This is a genomic window from Burkholderia sp. PU8-34 (assembly GCF_053427725.1).
This window is the reverse complement of sequence record NZ_JBSAXC010000006.1, coordinates 216,017-235,088: the sequence shown is the minus strand read 5'-3', so window position 1 is coordinate 235,088 and position 19,072 is coordinate 216,017. Positions and strand designations below refer to the sequence as shown.

At 67.7% G+C, this 19,072-nt stretch carries 20 protein-coding genes and 2 pseudogenes; 12 read left to right on the top strand and 10 right to left on the bottom strand.

The genetic code is table 11. From position 1 onward, the window contains the following. Window positions 1-97: 97 nt before the first annotated feature. Entirely contained in the window at window positions 98-517 is a 420-nt protein-coding gene (locus ACV22Z_RS17245) for a hypothetical protein (protein ID WP_448077493.1), read from the bottom strand. Window positions 518-634: 117 nt separating this feature from the next. On the opposite strand from ACV22Z_RS17245, the gene ACV22Z_RS17240 reads away from it, so the two are divergent. Together ACV22Z_RS17240 and ACV22Z_RS17235 are read left to right on the top strand one after the other, a co-directional pair. Beyond that, window positions 635-1,015 carry a DUF5594 family protein gene (locus tag ACV22Z_RS17240; protein ID WP_448077492.1) on the top strand — a complete coding sequence of 127 codons (381 nt, stop codon included), beginning with the start codon at window positions 635-637 and terminating at the stop codon, window positions 1,013-1,015. Window positions 1,016-1,216: 201 nt separating this feature from the next. After that, on the top strand, window positions 1,217-2,584 hold the full coding sequence (locus ACV22Z_RS17235) for an MFS transporter (RefSeq protein ID WP_448077491.1): 1,368 nt from the start codon (window positions 1,217-1,219) through the stop codon (window positions 2,582-2,584). On the opposite strand, the gene ACV22Z_RS17230 is transcribed toward ACV22Z_RS17235, so the two are convergent. Both ACV22Z_RS17230 and ACV22Z_RS17225 read right to left on the bottom strand, forming a co-directional pair. Next, on the bottom strand, window positions 2,500-2,841 hold the full coding sequence (locus ACV22Z_RS17230; protein ID WP_448077641.1) for a hypothetical protein: 342 nt from the start codon (window positions 2,839-2,841) through the stop codon (window positions 2,500-2,502). The genes ACV22Z_RS17235 and ACV22Z_RS17230 overlap by 85 nt on opposite strands. Window positions 2,842-3,004: 163 nt before the next feature. Continuing rightward, a complete protein-coding gene (locus ACV22Z_RS17225) occupies window positions 3,005-3,202 on the bottom strand; it encodes a hypothetical protein (protein ID WP_448077490.1) in 198 nt (65 codons plus the stop codon). Between the two features lie 249 nt (window positions 3,203-3,451). Between ACV22Z_RS17225 and ACV22Z_RS17220 the strand changes: the two genes are divergently transcribed. Together ACV22Z_RS17220 and ACV22Z_RS17215 are read left to right on the top strand one after the other, a co-directional pair. Continuing rightward, window positions 3,452-4,042, top strand: coding sequence for a hypothetical protein (locus ACV22Z_RS17220; RefSeq protein WP_448077489.1), 591 nt, complete (start codon window positions 3,452-3,454; stop codon window positions 4,040-4,042). Continuing rightward, window positions 4,039-4,533, top strand: coding sequence for a hypothetical protein (locus ACV22Z_RS17215; protein ID WP_448077488.1), 495 nt, complete (start codon window positions 4,039-4,041; stop codon window positions 4,531-4,533). The genes ACV22Z_RS17220 and ACV22Z_RS17215 overlap by 4 nt, the downstream gene beginning before the upstream one ends. Window positions 4,534-4,620: 87 nt before the next feature. Here the strand turns inward: ACV22Z_RS17215 and ACV22Z_RS17210 are convergent, their stop codons facing one another. After that, window positions 4,621-5,961 (bottom strand): ABC transporter ATP-binding protein, encoded by a 1,341-nt coding sequence (locus tag ACV22Z_RS17210; RefSeq protein ID WP_448077487.1) that lies wholly within the window; start codon window positions 5,959-5,961, stop codon window positions 4,621-4,623. A 22-nt stretch (window positions 5,962-5,983) separates the two neighbouring features. Then, a complete protein-coding gene (locus tag ACV22Z_RS17205; RefSeq protein ID WP_448077486.1) occupies window positions 5,984-7,738 on the bottom strand; it encodes an ABC transporter permease in 1,755 nt (584 codons plus the stop codon). Window positions 7,739-8,224: 486 nt separating this feature from the next. On the opposite strand from ACV22Z_RS17205, the gene ACV22Z_RS17200 reads away from it, so the two are divergent. Then, the gene (locus ACV22Z_RS17200) at window positions 8,225-8,491 is read left to right on the top strand and encodes a double-stranded DNA-specific endonuclease (RefSeq protein ID WP_448077485.1); all 267 of its coding nucleotides are present in this window, start codon (window positions 8,225-8,227) and stop codon (window positions 8,489-8,491) included. A gap of 46 nt (window positions 8,492-8,537) precedes the next feature. Here ACV22Z_RS17200 and ACV22Z_RS17195 read toward each other — a convergent pair whose 3' ends face one another. Both ACV22Z_RS17195 and ACV22Z_RS17190 read right to left on the bottom strand, forming a co-directional pair. Continuing rightward, a complete protein-coding gene (locus ACV22Z_RS17195; RefSeq protein WP_448077484.1) occupies window positions 8,538-9,851 on the bottom strand; it encodes an ATP-binding protein in 1,314 nt (437 codons plus the stop codon). Further along, entirely contained in the window at window positions 9,835-10,560 is a 726-nt protein-coding gene (locus ACV22Z_RS17190) for a response regulator (protein WP_448077483.1), read from the bottom strand. Before ACV22Z_RS17190 ends, ACV22Z_RS17195 begins: the two co-directional genes overlap by 17 nt. Before the next feature lie 223 nt (window positions 10,561-10,783). On the opposite strand from ACV22Z_RS17190, the gene ACV22Z_RS17185 reads away from it, so the two are divergent. Beyond that, window positions 10,784-11,329, top strand: coding sequence for a periplasmic heavy metal sensor (locus ACV22Z_RS17185; protein ID WP_448077482.1), 546 nt, complete (start codon window positions 10,784-10,786; stop codon window positions 11,327-11,329). 101 nt (window positions 11,330-11,430) lie between these two features. Here the strand turns inward: ACV22Z_RS17185 and ACV22Z_RS17180 are convergent, their stop codons facing one another. Beyond that, window positions 11,431-12,129 (bottom strand): pirin family protein, encoded by a 699-nt coding sequence (locus ACV22Z_RS17180; protein ID WP_448077481.1) that lies wholly within the window; start codon window positions 12,127-12,129, stop codon window positions 11,431-11,433. 386 nt (window positions 12,130-12,515) lie between these two features. Here ACV22Z_RS17180 and ACV22Z_RS17175 point away from each other — a divergent pair, with 386 nt between their 5' ends. From ACV22Z_RS17175 to ACV22Z_RS17160, 4 genes are all read left to right on the top strand, one after another. Continuing rightward, a complete protein-coding gene (locus ACV22Z_RS17175; RefSeq protein ID WP_448077480.1) occupies window positions 12,516-13,292 on the top strand; it encodes an ABC transporter substrate-binding protein in 777 nt (258 codons plus the stop codon). 214 nt (window positions 13,293-13,506) lie between these two features. Then, window positions 13,507-14,196, top strand: coding sequence for an ABC transporter permease (locus ACV22Z_RS17170; RefSeq protein ID WP_448077479.1), 690 nt, complete (start codon window positions 13,507-13,509; stop codon window positions 14,194-14,196). Further along, complete coding sequence (locus ACV22Z_RS17165; RefSeq protein WP_448077478.1) at window positions 14,193-14,906, top strand: ABC transporter permease; 714 nt, start codon at window positions 14,193-14,195, stop codon at window positions 14,904-14,906. The genes ACV22Z_RS17170 and ACV22Z_RS17165 overlap by 4 nt, the downstream gene beginning before the upstream one ends. An 18-nt stretch (window positions 14,907-14,924) precedes the next feature. After that, window positions 14,925-15,704: an ABC transporter ATP-binding protein gene (locus ACV22Z_RS17160; protein WP_448077477.1), complete on the top strand. Its 780-nt coding sequence runs from the start codon at window positions 14,925-14,927 to the stop codon at window positions 15,702-15,704. Window positions 15,705-15,783: 79 nt separating this feature from the next. Here ACV22Z_RS17160 and ACV22Z_RS17155 read toward each other — a convergent pair. Then, window positions 15,784-16,128 (bottom strand): annotated as a pseudogene (locus tag ACV22Z_RS17155) (N-acetyltransferase family protein); the annotation flags it as partial. Between ACV22Z_RS17155 and ACV22Z_RS17150 the strand changes: the two are divergent. Both ACV22Z_RS17150 and ACV22Z_RS17145 read left to right on the top strand, forming a co-directional pair. Then, window positions 16,114-16,842, top strand: a pseudogene (locus ACV22Z_RS17150) (LysR substrate-binding domain-containing protein); the annotation flags it as partial. The pseudogenes ACV22Z_RS17155 and ACV22Z_RS17150 sit on opposite strands and share 15 nt — an antisense overlap. Before the next feature lie 536 nt (window positions 16,843-17,378). Further along, complete coding sequence (locus ACV22Z_RS17145; RefSeq protein WP_448077476.1) at window positions 17,379-18,452, top strand: porin; 1,074 nt, start codon at window positions 17,379-17,381, stop codon at window positions 18,450-18,452. A 218-nt stretch (window positions 18,453-18,670) separates the two neighbouring features. Here the strand turns inward: ACV22Z_RS17145 and ACV22Z_RS17140 are convergent, their stop codons facing one another. Next, window positions 18,671-19,009 carry a P-II family nitrogen regulator gene (locus ACV22Z_RS17140; RefSeq protein ID WP_448077475.1) on the bottom strand — a complete coding sequence of 113 codons (339 nt, stop codon included), beginning with the start codon at window positions 19,007-19,009 and terminating at the stop codon, window positions 18,671-18,673. Between the last annotated feature and the right edge of the window lie 63 nt (window positions 19,010-19,072).

Here is a 19,072-nt window from a genome sequence, read left to right as displayed (position 1 = left end):
GCCAGGTGCTGCACGCGCAGCACGACGTGCGATCACGGCGTCGGCGCAGCGCGGCAGCCAACAAGCCAACCAGCCGATCAGCCGCGCACCGCCACCCTTACCACCCGCCCGGCTGCGCGTAGCCGTAGCCGCCCTGCGCCGGCGCGCCGCACACATACGGGCGCTGATAGCGGTCATAGCAATAGCGGGGCTGGTCGCCATCTTCGTCCTGATACTGCGCCTGCTGATAGCTCGGCGGATACGCAGGCGCCTGGTAGGCCGGCGCCTGGTAGTAGGTCGGCGGCTGATAGGCCGGTGCCTGATACGCGGGCGCCTGATACACCACCGGCGGATTCAGCGCGGACGTCACGATCGCGCCCAGCACCGCGCCGCCGATCAGCGCGCCGATCACGGCGCCGCCGTCGCGGCCATGCGCGGAGGCCGGCCCGGCAACGGCAAGCGAACCGGCGAGAACACACACTGCTGCGAGCTTTTTCATGATGCACTCCCACGCGAAGTGGTACGGGATGCGATGCATTGTGGTGGCAAGCGGCCGTAATAGATGCAGCAAGTGGTAACGCGCAATTACGGCGAACCGGCGGGCCCCGGCGCGCAACCGCCGTGCTAGCATTTTCGGGACAAAGGAGACGCCCGCATGCAGCCCGAAACCGCCCGCCGTTTCGATACCGAATTCGCGCCGCGCATCGCGCGCGCGATCGCCGCATTCTTCGCCGACCACGTCGAGGCCGACGTCGTCCCGTACGGGGGTCACGGCCACCCGACGTGCGTACGCATCCGCAGCACGCCGCACGAACACGTGAGCGGCTTCGCGCATCCGCTGAACCTCGAGCTGACCTGGGATACCGACGAAATCGAACGGCTGATGGAACCGCACAGCACGGAGCGCTTCGAGCATTACCTCGCCGCGCTGCCGAGGAAGCTGACCGCGTGGCAGAGCGCGCGCGACGTCGATCTCGTGTCGCGCACGCAGGCCGAGCCGCTGGTGCGGCTGGGCGGACTCGACTTCGAGGGTTGACCGCGCAAAGGGCCACCGCGCCGAGCCGCGCCGCGTCGACGACGTGTCGCGCGGCCCGGTGCTACACTCGGCCGGCTTGCGCCCGCCTGCCCGCCTGCGAGAGCGAGCGCCATTCGCACAATTCCCCGCATCAACCTGCCGCCCATCACCGCAAGGAGGCTCCATGGCCGCGTTCCGGCTCCTGACTGACGCGTTCCCGTCATGAATGCCGATACCGGCCTGCCGCTTCCGCAACGCTACTGGGCGATCGTCTGCGTCGCGCTGGGCATCACGCTTGCCGTGCTCGACGGCGCGATCGCCAACGTCGCGCTGCCGACGATCGCGCGCGACCTGCACGCGTCCGACGCGTCATCGATCTGGATCGTCAACGCGTACCAGCTCGCCGTCACGATCACGCTGCTGCCGCTCGCGTCGCTCGGCGAACGCGTCGGCTACCGGCGCATCTACATTGCGGGCCTCGCCCTCTTCACCGTCGCGTCGCTCGGCTGCGCGCTCGCCACGTCGCTGCCGATGCTCGCGGTGCTGCGCGTGATCCAGGGTTTCGGCGCGTCGGGCATCATGAGCGTCAACGCGGCGCTCGTGCGGATGATCTATCCGTCGTCGATGCTCGGCCGCGGCCTGTCGATCAATGCGATGGTGGTCGCGCTGTCGTCGGCGGTCGGCCCGACGGTCGCGTCCGCGGTGCTGTCGGTCGCGCCGTGGCCGTGGCTCTTCGCGATCAACGTGCCGATCGGCATCGTCGCGGTGCTCGGCAGCCTGCGCGCGCTGCCCGCCAATCCGCTGCACCACGCGCCGTACGATATCCCGAGCGCGCTGATGAACGCCTGCGTGTTCGGGCTGCTGATCATGGCCGTCGACGGGCTCGGCCACGGCGAGCGTGGCGCGTTCGTCGCCGCAGAGTTCGCGGTGGCGTTCGGCGTCGGCTACTTCTTCGTGAAGCGGCAGCTGTCGCAGCCGGCGCCGCTGCTGCCCGTCGACCTGATGCGCATCCCGGTGTTCGCGCTGTCGATCTGCACGTCGGTCGCGTCGTTCACGTCGCAGATGCTCGCGTTCGTCGCGCTGCCGTTCTGGCTGCAGAATTCGCTCGGCTTCTCGCAGGTGCAGACGGGCCTCTACATGACGCCGTGGCCGCTCGTGATCGTCGTCGCCGCGCCGCTCGCCGGCGTGCTGTCCGACCGCTACTCGGCCGGCGTGCTCGGCGGCATAGGGCTCGCACTGTTCGCGGCCGGGCTGCTGTCGCTCGCGACGATCGGCGCGCATCCGGACACGGTCGACATCGTCTGGCGCATGGCGCTGTGCGGCGCGGGCTTCGGGCTGTTCCAGTCGCCGAACAACCGTGCAATGCTGTCGTCGGCGCCACGCGAGCGCAGCGGCGGTGCGGGCGGCATGCTCAGCACCGCGCGGCTGACCGGGCAGACGCTCGGCGCTGCGCTCGTCGCGCTGATCTTCGGCGTCGCGCCCGCGCACGGGCCGACCATCGCGCTCTACGTGGCAGCCGCGTTCGCAGCGGCCGCGGCCGTCGTCAGCATGCTGCGAATCGCGGCCCCGCAACCGAACGCATCGGCCTGAGCCCGCCGCATCGCCGCGCGCCGCGTCACTGACGCGGCCGTCGCGACGCTGCGCAGATCGGCGAGGAACGTATCGCGCCACTTCGACAGGTCGTTCTCGCGCAGCCGCGCGAGGTTCGTCTTCTCGCCATTCCAGCCGAACCACACGCCGCCGGTTTCCTTCAGCGCGTCGATCACGCCCACCGCGAGGCCGCACGCGCTCGGGCGCGTGTCCTCGCCGATGGCGACACGGTTCGATACCACGATCGATCTGCTCATGCGGCTTCCCCTCCCCGATTCGAATGGCCGGCGCGCGGCACGCGCGTTGGCGGGCACGGCAGCTTGCGGTCTGCCGTGCGGCGGTTCAGGCGTGGGAAATCCTGCGAAATGCGTTGACGAGATGCGATGACGAAATGCGGCGAAGGATGTCACGAAGACGTCGTTACGCGTCCTGCTCCAGGCCGAGGTCGCGTTGATAGTCGAGTCCTTCCGGGCGGGCGCCGCCCTGGTTGTGATCGCCATCGGACGGCGCCGTGTCAGGCGCGCCGGCTGGCGGTGCGGAGGGCGCATCGGTGCGCGGCCGAGGACGGCCGGCGCCCGCGTCGGGCGGCTGATGCGCAGGCCGTTTCGAACGGCGCATGGCTGAGTGTCTCATGCAGGGAGCGGCGCGTCGCCGTCGTTGAAACATTCCATAACAAAACAGTCTAGGCGCGTTGATGGTGCGCCAAAGTAACAATTGCCTTCAATTTGTAACGCTTCGACCCTTCGTCAGCCATCTGCCAGACAATAGCGCCGCGCGCGCGCGAGCCCCTCCCGCCGGCGATTTGTCAAAGCTTTGCAGTTTTCCCATGACAATTGCGAAACAATGGCACGGCATGTGGGCGCGCGCATGCATCGCCGCTCACCCAGACAGGACTCGCACTCAGGGATGAACATTCGTTTCGAATCGCCGCGCCGGGCCATGCCGGCGCGCATCGTGCTGGCGGTGGTCGCCACGGCCGCGCTGCTGTCCGGCTGCAACTCGCTCTACAGCGAAGGCGCGACGGCCGGCGCCGGCATCGCGGGCGCCGCGATCGCGTCCAAGGTCACCAACAACGCGGCCGTCGCGACGGGCATCGGCCTCGGCGCGGTTGCCGGCGCGCGCGCCGGCGTCCAGTACACGCAGCGCGTCGCGCACCGCTACACGCAGCAGCAGGTCGCCACTGCGGCCGGACCGCTCGATGTCGGCGGCGTTGCGCCGTGGTCGACCAACCATTCGTTTCCGATCGAGGACGACGAGCGCGGCCGCGTGACGGTCAGCCGGATGATCAGCGTCGGCCCGCTCGACTGCAAGGAAATCGTGTTCTCCGTCGACACGCCGGCGAAACCCGATGCCGCCGCGCAATCGGCGTTCTACGTCGCCACCATCTGCCGCGACGGCCCGGTGTGGAAATGGGCGTCGGCCGAGCCGGCGACCGAGCGCTGGGGCGCGCTGCAATGAGCGTCGCGTTTCGCCTCGCGTGGCTCGGCGCGCTGTGCGCGGCCGGCGCCACGCTTTCCGGCTGCGGCTCGGTCGGCGCGGCGAGCGGCGCGCTCGCGGGCGCGGCGACGGGCCTCGTGACCGCGAACCCGGCCGTCGGCATCGGAGTCGGCATCGCCGTGCAGGCCGCGACCGACGAGGCCGTGAACCGCTCGATGAAGCAGCTCCATCAGAACCAGCAGGATGCGATCGCGCAGGCGGTCGGCGGCCTCGCGGTCGGCGAAGTGAAGCCGTGGAAGGTGAAGAACACGATTCCGCTCGACAACGGCGAAGGCGAAGTGCGCGTCACGCGCGCGTATTCGACGCCGCTCGCGCTGTGCAAGGAATTCGCGTTTTCGGTGAAGGACGGCGCGAAGGCCGACTGGTATTTCGCGAGCGCGTGCCAGCAAGGCACGCACTGGAAGTGGGCCGCGGCCGAACCGGCCGTCGACCGCTGGGGCAACCTGCAGTAAAGAATCAGGCGCGCCGCGCCGGGTGCGTCCAATACGTCCGGTAAGCGCGACGCTCACCGCTGCCGGGCCGGCGGCCCGGCACGCCGGTCAGGACTCGACGTCCTCGAGACTGAAGATCTCGGTCTGGTCGTTGTACGAGAAGATCTCGCCGTAACGGCCCCAGTCGATCACCGCGTCGAGCGTTTCCTCGGCAGCGCCGTCGGACAGCGAATCCTCCAGCTCCTGCTCGAAACGCACACGCGGCGCGCGATGGCCCGGCCGTTCGTTCAGCACCTTCTTGATCCGCGCGGCAAGCGGCACGTGCTTCAGCAGATGGTCCGCGAACATCAGCTTGCGTTCCTGCGTGCCGAACTCGGCGAACACGCGCCCCGGCGGCGTCAGGAACACGTCCCCTTCCCGCACGTCCGCGAAGCCGAGATACTGCAGCACTTCGGCGATCGGGAACAGGTCGTCGACCTCGAGATGCAGCGTGCGTGCGATCTCCGGCATGTCCGCACGGCCGTGGTACGGCGGCGCGGCCAGCGTTTCGATCAGGCCGGCCATCAGGTTGGTCGACACCTGCGGCAGCCAGCTGCCGAGCTCGAGCCCCTTCTTCGTCGCCTCGCCGATCTGGCGCGCCGTCATCTTCGCGTAGATGTCGTCGACGAGCCGGCGGAATGCCGGGTCGAGGCGGTTGCGTGGATGCTTGAACGGCACCTTGATCTCGGCGATCACGCGCCCCGGGTTCGACGACAGCACGAGGATCCGGTCGCACATGAACACCGCTTCCTCGATGTTGTGCGTGACGATCAGCACCGACTTGATCGGCATGCGGCCCTGCGTCCACAGGTCGAGCAGGTCGGTACGCAGCGTCTCGGCGGTCAGCACGTCGAGTGCCGAGAACGGCTCGTCCATCAGCAGGATCGTCGGATCGACGACGAGCGCGCGCGCGAAGCCGACGCGCTGGCGCATGCCGCCCGACAGCTCGCGCGGATACGCGTTCTCGAAGCCGTCGAGACCGATCAGGTCGATTGCCGCGAGCGCGCGCTCGCGCCGCTCGCGCGCGCCGACGCCGAGCGCCTCGAGGCCGGCTTCCACGTTCTGCAGCACGGTGAGCCACGGGAACAGCGCGAAGGTCTGGAACACCATCGCGACGCCTTCGGCCGGGCCGCGCAGCGGCTTGCCGAGATAGCTCACCTCGCCGCCCGTCGGCTCGATCAGGCCGGCGATGATCCGCAGCAGCGTCGACTTGCCCGAGCCGGAACGGCCGAGCAGCCCGACGATCTCGCCTTCGCGCAGCGACAGGTTCGCGCCATCGAGCACGAGCAGCTCGCCCTGGTTCTTGTTGAAGCCGCGGCTGACGTCGTCGACGCGCAGGATTTCCTCACCGAGCTTCGGGGGCACCGGCTGCGTCTGAACGGGGGCGTTTACAGCATTCGGATTTTGCATCGCGTTTCGCTCTCAATCAGGGTCAGTCAAGTCGCAGCTTCGACTCGGCATACGCATACAGCGGGCGCCACAGCACGCGGTTGAACAGGGTCACGAACAGGGACATCACGGCGATGCCCAGAATGATCTTCGGGAAGTCGCCGGCGGCCGTCGTCTGCGCGATATACGCGCCGAGGCCGTGCGCGGTGATCTTGGTGTCGCCCCACTGCACGGCTTCGGACACGATGCTCGCGTTCCACGCGCCGCCCGACGCGGTGATCGCGCCCGTCACGTAATAGGGGAAGATGCCCGGCAGGATCGCCTGGCGCCACCACTGCCAGCCGCGGATGCGGAAGTTCGTCGCCGCCTCGCGGTAGTCGTTCGGATAGGAGGTCGCGCCGGCAATCACGTTGAACAGGATATACCACTGCGTGCCGAGCACGATCAGCGGCGACAGCCAGATGTCCGCGTTCAGGTGGAAGCGCGCGATCACGATCACGAACGCCGGGAACAGCAGGTTCGCCGGGAACGCGGCGAGGAACTGCGCGAGCGGCTGCATCTTCTCGGCCAGCGCCGGACGCAGCCCGATCCACACGCCGATCGGCACCCAGATTACCGACGCGATCGCGATCAGCACGATCACGCGCAGCAGCGTGATGAGCCCGAGCACGAACACGTGGCCGACTTCGGCCATCGTCACACCGGTCGCCACGAAGCTGATCACGCGCCAGACCACGTAGGCCGTGCCGAGCAGCACGACGATCGCCCAGACGATGTCGGCCGCGAGCGACGCCTTCTTCTCGACGCGCGGCAGCGTGAAGCGCACCGCGCCCGACAGCGGCAGGCGGAACGGGATCCGCGCGGCCTTCGCGAAGAACCAGCCGGCCGGCACGAGCAGCTTGTGGATCAGCCGCGTGCGGCGCACGAGGTCGAGCAGCCACGACTCGGGCGCGTTGCCGGAGCTCGTGGTTTCCATCCGGAACTTGTCGGCCCACGCGACGAGCGGACGGAACAGCAGCTGGTCGTAAGCGAGGATCACGACCGTCATCGCGAGGATCACCCAGCCGATCGCACCGAGGTTCTTGTCGGAGATCGCCTGCGCGAGATACGCGCCGATGCCCGGCAGCGTGATCGTGTGGTTGCCGACCGTGATCGCCTCGGACGCGACGACGAAGAACCAGCCGCCCGACATCGACATCATCATGTTCCAGATCAGGCCCGGCATCGAGAACGGCACCTCGAGCTTCCAGAAGCGCTGCCAGTTCGTCAGGTGGAAGCCGCGCGACACTTCGTCGAGATCGCGCGGCACGGTGCGCAGCGACTGGTAGAAGCTGAACGTCATGTTCCACGCCTGGCTCGTGAAGATCGCGAAGATCGCGGCCAGCTCGGCGCCGAGCACGCGGCTCGGGAAAAGTGCGAGGAAGAACGTGACCGTAAACGAGATGTAGCCGAGCACCGGCACCGACTGCAGGATGTCGAGGATCGGCACGAGCACCATGCCGGCCCGGCGGCTCTTCGCGGCGAGCGTGCCGTACACGAGCGTGAAGACGAGCGACGCGACCATCGCGGCGAGCATCCGCAGCGTCGTGCGCAGCGCATATTCGGGCAGGTTCGACGGGTCGAGCGAGATCTTCTGCGTATTGAGGGTCGCGATCGGCGCCATCGTCTCGTGGAAGCCGACGACCGCCATCGCGATCAGGCAGATGATCAGCGGAAAGGCGATGAAGTCCCACCGGTTCGGCAGGACGCGCCATGCGGATGCATTGGCGATCCGGTTCGGATCGAATCCGATATCCATCAGGCGCTCTCCCCGGTAAGGCCAATCGAATCGAAATATGTGACCGGCAGACGATGTTGAATCATGGCAAAGCGCACGGGCGCGGTAATTCGTTTTGACTCACGATGTAAGGCGGACGCAACGCGCCGCACGTGCTCACTGCGCCACCGCGCGGGTCCCGGCCGAGTCGTTCCGCAAACGGCACGACACTACTACAACCTCTATTTCAGGCACAACCTTCCGGGGCGAAACGGTGGGTTCCGGCCGCCGCCGCGGGCAAACGGGCCCGGAACGGGCGGGCGGCAGACGGATCGGCGCAGGATGGCGCGGCTCGCAGTCGTCCGGCCGGCGCGCTGGCCCGAATTATGCCGTGATCCGGCCCGGTCGGGAACCCGCCTGCGGCGCGCGGCGCGAAACCGTGTGCGGCGTCAGGAGTCGGACACGACTAAGCAGGTATGATCAGGGCTAGCCCCTACGGGGATTGTCCGACGAGCGGGAGGAATGGGAATGGCAGGAAACTTGGTGATCGTGTGCCGCGATCAGGATGCCGATGCGTTCTACGAGCTGATGCAGGAATACGGCTCGTTCCAGACGCGGCTGTCGTCGACGTCGTGGTACCTGAACATGAATATCGTACCGGATTCGCTGCAGGAAGCGATCCTCGAGCGCCTCGGCCGGTACACGACCGTCTATATCTTCGAGGCCACCAGCGTGACCTACAACACGATCGACAGCAACGCAGCCGAGACGCTCGGCACGCTGTTCGGCGAATGACGCGGCATGGCGCCCCGCGCAGCCGCGCGGGCGCCATGCCTGCCGCTCACGCGGCCTGGGCGTGCGCCTCGTCCTTCGGCACCACGTCGAACGGGAACGTCATCGTGACGCGCAGGCCCCCTTCCGGCCGGTTGCCGATCTCGCACGTCCCGCCCAGCCGCAGCACCAGCCGCTCGACGATCGCAAGCCCGAGGCCGCTGTGCCCGTTGCCGCCGCGCGCGGGGTCGAGGCGGACGAACGGCCGGGTCGCGGCTGCGAGGTCGCGCGGCGCGATGCCGCCTCCGTGGTCGCTGACCGACAGCACGTAGCCGGCCACGTTGCGCTCGGTTTCGACGATGACGGGCGGCGCGCCGTACGCGTGCGCGTTGTCGAGCAGGTTCGACAGGATCCGGTCGAGCGTCGCGGTCGGCAGCAGAAAGCCCGGATCCGCGGCCAGCCGGGTCTCGACGGTCGGCGCGTTCGGCGCGACCGCGCGGTAAGTGCGCGCGATCCGCTCGCAGGCCTGGTCGACCGGCACGGGCTCGCTGCGGTCGCTGCCGCCGTGCGCGAACACGAGGAACTGGTCGACGATGTGCGACATCGAGTCGACGTCGCGCACGACGCCGTCCCGCAGCCGCGCATCGTCCATCATCTCGGCACGCAGGCGCATCCGCGCAAGCGGCGTGCGCAGGTCGTGCGCGACGCCCGCCAGCATTACCGCGCGGTCGTTCTCCGCGCGCGACACCTGCTCCACCATCTGGTTGAAACCGTGCGTGAGCTGGCGCAGCTCGCGTGGCCCGCGCTCGCGCAGCGGCGGCACCGGCTGGCCGCGGCCGAAGCGCGCGACCGCGCGCGCCAGCGAACTCAGCGGCTGCTGCAGCTGCCAGGCCGCGAACAACGCGGCAATCACGCCGGCCGAGAAGATCGTGCCCAGCCACAGCAGCATCCGGTCCAGCGAGCGCGGCGGCCGCAACGGCTGCACGGGGACGACGATCCAGTTCGCGTCGGCCGGCTCCTTCACCCACAGCACCGGAGGATGGCCCGGCAAGCCGATCTCGACGCGCGTGCCGGGCGGCATCCGCTCGCTCACGTCGTCGCGGAACCGCTTCAGCGGCGCCGGCAGGCTGCCGTCGGCATGCGGCACGTCGGCGCTGCCGGGCGGAACGAGCCGCACGCGCGACGGCAACGGCTGGTCCGGCGTGCGCGCGACGTGCTGACGCACGGCATCGACGAGGAACGCGGCTTCCTCGACTGCATAGCGCGTCTGCATCTGGTTGCGCTCGAGCCGGATCGCGAAATACCACGCGAAGTGCGACAGCAGCAGGACACCGACGACGAGCAGCGACAGCCGGCCGAACAGCGAATCAATGGGTTTGCGCATGGGCCTCGCCGTCGGGCACGAACACGTAGCCGCGCCCGCGCACCGTCTGGATGAAGCGTGGCGTCGACGGATCCGTTTCGAGGATGCGGCGCAGGCGCCACACCTGAACGTCGATGCCGCGGTCGGTGCCGTCGTATTCGGGCCCGTGCAGCAGTTCGAGCAGCCGCTCGCGCGTGAGCGTGCGCAGCGCGTGGTTCACGAAGATCTTCAGCAGCGCGAATTCGCTGCTCGACAGCGTCGCCGGCTTGCCGTCGACCGACAGCGTGCGCGCCTGGAAGTCGAGCACGAAGCGGCCGAACGCGTACGGCTCGCGCTGCTCGGGCGCCGCGGCCGACGGCGTCGCGCGACGGCGGCGCAGCACGGCCTGCACGCGCGCGAGCAGCTCGCGCGGGTTGAACGGCTTGCCGAGGTAGTCGTCCGCGCCAAGCTCGAGCCCGACGATGCGGTCGACGTCATCGGCGCGCGCGGTCAGCATGATCACGGGGATGTCGTCGCCGGCCGCGCGCAGCTGGCGCAGCGCGGTGAGGCCGTCGACGCCCGGCATCATCAGGTCCAGCACGATCAGGTCGGGGCGCTCGCGCTCGAGGCGCTTCTCGAGCGTCGCCGCGTCGTGCAGCACGGAAACCTCCATCCCCTGGCGCACGAGGTAGTCGCGCAGCAGGTCGCGGAGTTCTTGGTCGTCGTCGACGATGAGGATCTGGGTAGTCATGGCTCGGAGTTTACCGCGCGAGGGCGGCCACTAAAAACGATACAAAGGGACGAAAGGGTTACTGCGAGTTACCGCGCAAGGGAACTGTAATGCCTGGTAATTCCGCCGCCGGCCCGCGTAACACCGTCCGGAACGCGCACCGCTAACCTGCCTGTTACCGGATGCGACGCCCGGCTCCCCCGCCGCCGCATCGCCGGATCCTTTGGTTACAGGAGTTTCTGAAATGTATAAGAAGACGTCCCGAGTGGCCATTGCGGCCGCCACCATGCTCGCTCTCGCATTCGGCGCCGCGCAGGCGGCCCAGCCGTCCGACACGCCGCCGCCGGGCGGCCCCGGCATGCAACACATGCACGAAGGCGGCCCGTTCGGCGCGATCATGCGCCTGCACGACCAGCTGAAGCTCACCGCCGCGCAGGAGCAGCAGTGGCAGACCGCTGTCAACACGATGAAGCAGAACCGCGAAGCGATGCGCAAGAGCCACGAGCAGATGCGCGCACAGTTCAAGGCGCAACAGAACCAGCCGATCCTCGACCTGAACGCAATGCACACCGCGCGCCAGCAGGCCGAGCAGCAGAACGCGCAACTGCGCGAGCAGACATCGGCCGCGTGGCTCGCGTTCTACAACGGCCTGAACGACCAGCAGAAGACGACGGTCAGCACCGCGATCAAGCAGCAATACGCGCGGATGGAGCAGCGCCACGAGAAGATGAAGGAGCGCTGGGAACAGCACCGCCAGGCGGGCAAGGCCGCGTCGGCGCCGGCGCAGTAAGCCGGACGGCCGTCGCGCTCGGTCTGCGCCAGGCCTGCGCCAGGCCTGCGCGGCGGCCCGGCGGACGCAGGCGAACGGCCCGCGTCCGCCCTCTCGCCCGTTCAGGCGAGATCGAACAGCAACACCTCCGCATCCCGGCCGCGCGTGAACGCGACCGACTTCACACCACCGAGCCGCGCGCCGTCGCCGGCCTCGAGCGGCTCGCCGTTGACGTCCACCGCGCCGCGCGCGACATGGACGTAAGCGCGGCGCCCGGCCGGCACGGCGACCGCCGCCACCTCGTCGCCGTCGATCAGTCCCGCATAGATCCGCGCGTCCGCGCGCATCGACACCGAACCATCGCGCCCGTCCGGCGATGCGACGAGCCGCATTCGGCCGCGCTTCTCGTCCGCGCCGAAGCGCTTCTCTTCATAGGCGGGCCGGCAGCCCGGCTCGGTCGGCAGCAGCCAGATCTGCAGCAGATGCAGCGGCCGATCGCGCGACGCGTTGTACTCGCTGTGCACGATCCCCGTGCCGGCGCTCATCCGCTGCACGTCGCCCGCCCGGACGATCGAGCCGTTGCCCATGCTGTCGCGGTGCGCGAGTGCGCCGTCCAGCACGTACGTGACGATCTCCATGTCGCGGTGCGGGTGCATGCCGAGGCCGCGGGTCGGCGCGATCCGGTCGTCGTTCAGCACGCGCAGCGCGCCGAATTGCTGGTGCGCGTCGTCGCGATAGTCGGCGAACGAGAAGCTGTGATGCGACTCGAGCCAGCCGCGGTGGGCGTAACCGCGCTCGGCCGCGCGGCGAATCTGGAACATGGCGGGCGCTCCGTAAGGGTTTTCCGGGATGCCGCCAATGTAGGGATTCGCGCATGTCGCAACAATCCGCGTGCACGCACCGGATCGTTGCACCCATGAGCTCAATTCGCGCAATACTCGTTGCGACTACAGCGATTGCCGCAACAGCCCGATCGCGCCGGGTCGGCCCGCGTCGTCCGGCACCAACGGATGCGCTTGCAAGCGCGCTTATGCGCTGTCCGGGGATCGCGTTCGGGTAAAATACCGCCCTTTTGGCGCCCGCCTGTCCGGCGGTGGCCGCCACCCGGACGCCGAACGACGATTTTTGGCTATCTAGAATACGGCGCGGCGCCCGGCCCACGAGGCCGCGCACGCCGCCCCGGCAATTCAGCAACAAAAGGATGGAAATGAAGAAGGCCGCCCTGTGCGCCGCCCTCGCCCTCGTGGCGGGCAGCGCCTTCGCGAAGGAGTGGAAGACCGTGCGGATCGGCGTCGATGCCAGCTACCCGCCGTTCGAGTCGACCGCGCCGAGCGGCGAGATCGTCGGTTTCGACGTCGATCTCACCAAGGAAATCTGCAAGCGGATCAACGTCAAATGCGTGTGGGTGGCGCAGGATCTCGACGGGATCATCCCGGCGCTGAAGGCGAAGAAGTACGACATCATCGTGTCGTCGCTGACCGTGACGGACAAGCGCCGCGAACAGATCGACTTCTCCGACAAGGTATACGACGCGCCGGCGCGGATGATCGCGAAAACCGGCTCGCCGCTGCTGCCGACGATCGCGTCGCTGAAGGGCAAGCGCGTCGGCGTCGAGCAGGGTTCGACGCAGGAGACTTACGCGAAGACGTACTGGGAGCCGCAAGGCGTGACGATCATTCCGTACCAGAACCAGGACCAGGTCTACGCCGATCTCGGCTCGGGCCGTCTCGACGCGACGCTGCAGGACGAGCTGCAGGCCGACTACGGCTTCCTGCGCACGCCGCGCGGCAAGGGTTTCGCGTTCGCGGGGCCGGAAGTGAAGGATCCGAAGACGATCGGCGACGGCACCGCGATCGGGCTGCGCAAGGAAGATGCCGACCTGAAGCTCAAGGTCAACCAGGCGCTGGCCGACATGCACAAGGACGGCACGTACGACCGGCTGTCGCACAAGTATTTCGCATTCAGCGTCTACTCGGCCCGCTGAGCGGCCCGCCGAAATCCGGACGCGGGGCTTGCCCCGCATCCGCGCAGTACAGGCAGTCAAACCACGCGCCGCCCGCCCCCTCGCCCGCCGCCCCCGCGGCGTGCGGGCCCGGCGCCCCCGCCGGGGCGGACGGTCATGATACGCACGGGGCGTTCCGCGCAGCATGCGGGGCGCGTCTTTCGCGGCGCACCCGGTGCGCCGTCAAGGACCACATATGTTTCTTCAAGGTTACGGCCCGCTGATCCTCGCAGGCACCTGGCAAACCGTCAAACTGGCGGTGCTTTCGCTCGCGCTGTCGTTCCTGCTGGGCCTCCTCGGCGCGGCTGCGAAGCTGTCGCGCAACCGCTTCACGAACGGCGCCGGCACCGTCTACACGACGCTGATCCGCGGCGTGCCGGACCTCGTGCTGATGCTGCTGCTGTTCTACAGCCTGCAGATCTGGCTGAACCAGCTGACCGACCTCGCGGGCTGGGATCAGATCGACATCGATCCGTTCCTCGCCGGCGTGCTCGTGCTCGGCTTCATCTACGGCGCGTACTTCACCGAAACGTTCCGCGGCGCGTTCCTGTCGGTGCCACGCGGCCAGCTCGAGGCCGGCAGCGCGTACGGGATGACGAGCTGGCAGGTGTTCGCGCGGATCATGTTCCCGCAGATGATGCGCTTCGCGCTGCCGGGCATCGGCAACAACTGGCAGGTGCTCGTGAAGTCCACCGCGCTCGTGTCGATCATCGGGCTTGCCGACGTCGTGAAGGCGTCGCAGGACGCCGGCAAGGGCACGCTGCGGTTCTTCTTCTTTACGCTGATCGCGGGGGCGATCTACCTGGCCATCACGACGGTCTCGAACTTCGTGCTGATGTGGCTTGAAAAGCGCTACTCGACCGGCGTCCGCAAGGCAGACCTATGATCGAACTCATCCAAGAATACTGGCGCAACTATCTCTTCACCGACGGCTACCGCACCACCGGCGTCGCGATCACGCTATGGCTGCTCGTCGTGTCGATCGGGCTCGGCTTCTGCCTGTCCGTGCCGCTCGCGGTCGCGCGCGTGTCGAAGAAGAGGTGGCTGTCGAGCGCGGTATGGCTCTACACATACGTGTTCCGCGGCACGCCGCTCTACGTGCAGCTGCTGCTCTGCTATACGGGCCTCTACAGCCTGCAGGCCGTGCGCGGCACGCCGATGCTCGACGCGTTCTTCCGCGAAGGGATGAACTGCACGCTGCTCGCGTTCACGCTGAACACCTGCGCGTACACGACCGAGATCTTCGCGGGCGCGATCAAGGCGACGTCGTACGGCGAGATCGAGGCCGCGCGCGCTTACGGGATGTCGTCCTTCACGATGTACCGCCGCGTGATCCTGCCGTCGGCACTGCGCCGCGCGCTGCCGCTGTACAGCAACGAAGTGATCCTGATGCTGCACGCGACGACGGTCGCGTTCACCGCAACCGTGCCGGACATCCTGAAGATCGCCCGCGACGTCAACTCGGCGACCTACATGTCGTTCCACGCGTTCGGCATCGCCGCGCTGCTCTATCTCGTGATCTCGTTCACGCTCGTGTGGCTGTTCCGCCAGGCCGAGCGCCGCTGGCTCGCGTATCTGCGCCCGCAGGGCAAGTAAGTTTCCGCAGGACTATTGATGAACTCCCAGACTCAAAAGCTTTTCGTCGACGATCTTCACAAGCGGTACGGCAGCAATGAAGTGCTCAAGGGCGTGTCGCTGAAGGCGAACGCGGGCGACGTGATCAGCGTGATCGGCTCGTCCGGCTCCGGCAAGAGCACGATGCTCCGCTGCATCAACTTCCTCGAGCAGCCCAACGCGGGCCGCATCGTCGTCGACGGCGAGGAAGTGCGCACCACGCCCGACAAGACGGGCGCGCTGCGCGCCGCCGAGCCGAAGCAGCTGCAGCGCGTGCGCACGAAGCTCTCGATGGTGTTCCAGCACTTCAATCTGTGGTCGCACATGAACGTGCTCGAGAACGTGATCGAAGCGCCCGTCAACGTGCTGAAGCTGAGCAAGCGCGAAGCCGAGGAGCGCGCGCGCGAGTATCTGGAGAAGGTCGGCCTGCCGCCGCGCGTCGAGAAGCAGTATCCGTCGCACCTGTCGGGCGGCCAGCAGCAGCGCGTGGCAATCGCGCGCGCGCTCGCGATGCATCCGGACGTGATGCTGTTCGACGAGCCGACGTCCGCGCTCGATCCGGAACTCGTCGGCGAAGTGCTGAAGGTGATGCAGAAGCTCGCCGAGGAAGGCCGCACGATGATCGTCGTCACGCACGAGATGGGTTTCGCGCGCAACGTGTCGAACCACGTGATGTTCCTGCACCAGGGGCGCGTCGAGGAAGAAGGCGTGCCGGCCGACGTGTTCGCGAATCCGAAGAGCGAACGGCTGCGCCAGTTCCTGTCGGGCAGCCTCAAGTAAGCCGGGACCGCCGATCCCGCCGCGCCGCCGGGCGCCTCGCGGTTCGCCGCGTGGCGCCCGTTTGCGTTTACGTTCGTGTTCATGTGCGGCTGTCCGGGACCGCGTCCGCAGGCGCCGCGTCGGCGAATGCGCGCAGCGCATCGCCGGCGAGCCGGTAGCGCACCCATTCGCTTTGCGGCGCCGCACCGACACTTTCGTAGAAGCGGATCGCCGGCTCGTTCCAGTCGAGCACGCTCCACTCGAAGCGCCCGCAGCCGGCATCGACCGCGATCCGCGCGAGCGTCTTCAGGAGGCGCAGGCCGGCCCCCGCGCCGCGAAAGCGCGGCGATACGTACAGGTCCTCGAGATACAGCCCCTGCCGGCCGAGCCACGTCGAATAGGAAAAGAAATAGATGGCGAAACCGGCCGGCTCGCCGACGACATCGCGATGTGGGCCGGCGACGCGCTCGACGCAATGTCAAAGGGGCTCGCGCGCGCCCGCCGCTTCGATCCCGCACACAGCGAGCGGACCTTCGTGTTCGCGGCGACCGACTACACGGCGTTCGCGGTGCTGCCTGCGTTCATCGCGCGGATCCAGCACGTCGCGCCGCAACTGCGGATCCGGGTCGTTCATTCGGACCGCAAGATCTCGACCGACGAACTCGCGGCCGGCCGCATCGATTTCGCGCTCGGCTATCACGAGGAATCGGCGGCCGACACGCCGGGCATCGAGGATTTCGACTGGTTCTCCGACGACTACGTCGTGATCGCGAGCGCCGATCATCCGCAGATTCGCCGCCGCGTGACGCTCGAGCAGTACCTCGCAGCGCGCCACGTCGTCGTCACGCCGTGGAGCGAGACGCGCGGCGTCATCGACTACGTACTCGACCGGCTCGGCCTCGCGCGGCAAGTCGCCGTCCAGTTGCCGACCGTGCTCGCTGCCCCGTTCATCATCGCGGATTCGGCACTCCTGATGACCGTGCCGAACCGCGCCGCGCAGGTGCTGCGCCGCGCGGCGCCGATCCGTATCTTCCCGGCGCCGTTCGAGATCCCGCGCTATACGCTGAAGGTCTACTCGCACGCGAAGCACGCGCGCACCGACGCGCATCGCTGGATTCGCGCGCAACTGCTCGCCGCACGGCCGGACGACCTCGTGTAGGCGGACCATGTGCGCGCCGTCGTCCGGATGTAGCGGCCACCCCTCGCGCCCGTTATTACGAAATCCTTACCGACGCCAGCAGGACGCATTTACGCGACGTCGTTTCCAGCGTCAATAGTGGCAATCCTTGACGCAACTTCCCGCAAACCGTGTCTCCCTTGCCGGATAAGGCTTTCGTGGCAATCCGGCCGGTCGCGGCATGGGGTTGCGCGCCGTGTTGCATGGCAATTTGGCGACACGTGTTAGTCAAACAACGATTTCCGTCGCCACAAAATTGTATTTTTGCTAAATTAGTAACCAAAGTAGCAAAACGAAGTTCATGAAATGTAGTTTAGTTTCATAACACAACAAGGAGACCCCGCTGGCCGACCCGGCTTCGCGGGCCCGCTCAACGGCAATCCCGTCTGCTTGCCCGCGCGCTGCGCCTACCGGCTTCGCGCGAGGTCTCCCTGGTTATCCCGCTTTTGTCCGGCGCTCGGGCGCCGGACATCTCGTGCAGTACTGGGTTGACTTTTTGACAGGGTATGGAGGAGATGATGAAGAAAGCTTTGGTCGCCGCAGCGCTGATGGCTGCTGGAGTCGCCGCTCACGCGCAAAGCAGCGTCACGCTGTACGGCCGCCTGGACGCCGGCATCGAATACTTGAACGGGATGCAGAACGGCGCCCGCTGGCGCGCGGAAAGCGGCGACTGGGGCACGAGCCTGTGGGGCCTGAAGGGGGCCGAAGACATCGGCGCCGGCAACAAGGTGGTCTTCCAGCTCGAAGGCAGCTTCGACACGATGAGCGGCGCAGGCCCGGGCGGCGGCAGCCTGTGGAATCGCTGGGCGACGGTCGGCATTGCGAACGACACGTACGGTACCCTGCTGCTCGGCCGTGAACTCGCGATCGCGAACGGCGTGTGGGACTTCGATCCGCTCGGTCAGTCGGCGTGGTCGAGCGCATCGCTGGTGCGCGGCCGCAACTGGAACAAGACGAGCAACAACATTTCGTACCAGTCGCCGAAGCTCTACGGCTTCGACTTCTACGGCCAGTACGCGCTGTCGAACGCCACGAACTGGAACGGCAACGGCACGACCAGCCAGGGCCGCAGCGTCGGCGCGCAGGTCACGTACACGACCTCGCTGTTCCAGCTCCGCGGCCTCTATGACGAAGCGCGCAATCCGGCGAACGGCCAGCTCGACGACGTGTTCAACTACTCGCGCGAATATTTCGCCGGCGCGAACGTGTTCCTCGGCCCGTTCAAGCTGCAGGCGGCCTACCAGACGTCGCACGCGAACGGCGGCCCGGCCGTCAATGGCGGCATCACGTCGACGCAGCAGATGTGGGGCGGCGTGACGTGGCAGGCAACGCCGGCGGCGGCGCTGATCGCGGCGGTCTACCACGTGAACGCGAACCACGGCGGCGGCAACGCGAACATCTACACGCTCGGCGGTTCGTACAACATCTCGAAGCGCACGCTGTTCGACATCCAGGTCGCGACGGTCCGCAACAGCAAGACGGCCAACTTCGGCCTGAACGCGAACGGCGCCGGCACCGACGTGTCGACGGGCAATCCGCACCAGGGCGGCAGCCAGACCGGCGTCTACGCGGGCATCCAGCACCTGTTCTGATCCGCGTCCGGCTCAACGAATCGAATCGACAAGTTTTCCACGCTGCTGCGAGAGGCGCGTATCGGTGCGGTACCCGACAGGGTATCGCACCGTTTTTTATTCGGGACGGGCGATATGGACGGGCCGGCGGCAGGCGAGCCGTCGGCGGCGGCGCGAGGCCGGCCCCGGCTTGTTCGGACGCACCGACATCGCCGGCGCGTCCGTTCCGGCATGCAGCGTCAGACGGCCGCCTCGTTCTCCTCGCCGGTGCGGATGCGGATCACGCGTTCGACGTCCGACACGAAGATCTTGCCGTCGCCGATCTTGCCGGTGCGCGCGGCGCCGATCACCGCGTCGATCACCTGGTCGACCTGCCCTTGCGCGACGACCACCTCGATCTTCATCTTCGGCAGGAAATCGACGACGTACTCCGCGCCACGATAAAGCTCGGTGTGCCCTTTCTGGCGGCCGAAGCCCTTCACCTCGGTCACGGTCAGGCCCGTCAGGCCGACTTCGGCGAGCGCTTCGCGGACTTCGTCCAGCTTGAACGGCTTGATGATGGCGGTGATGCGTTTCATGATGGTTGTCCCTCAATGCTCGTTTGGATGAACAGACGTGGCCCCGATTCTACGCCGCCCGCG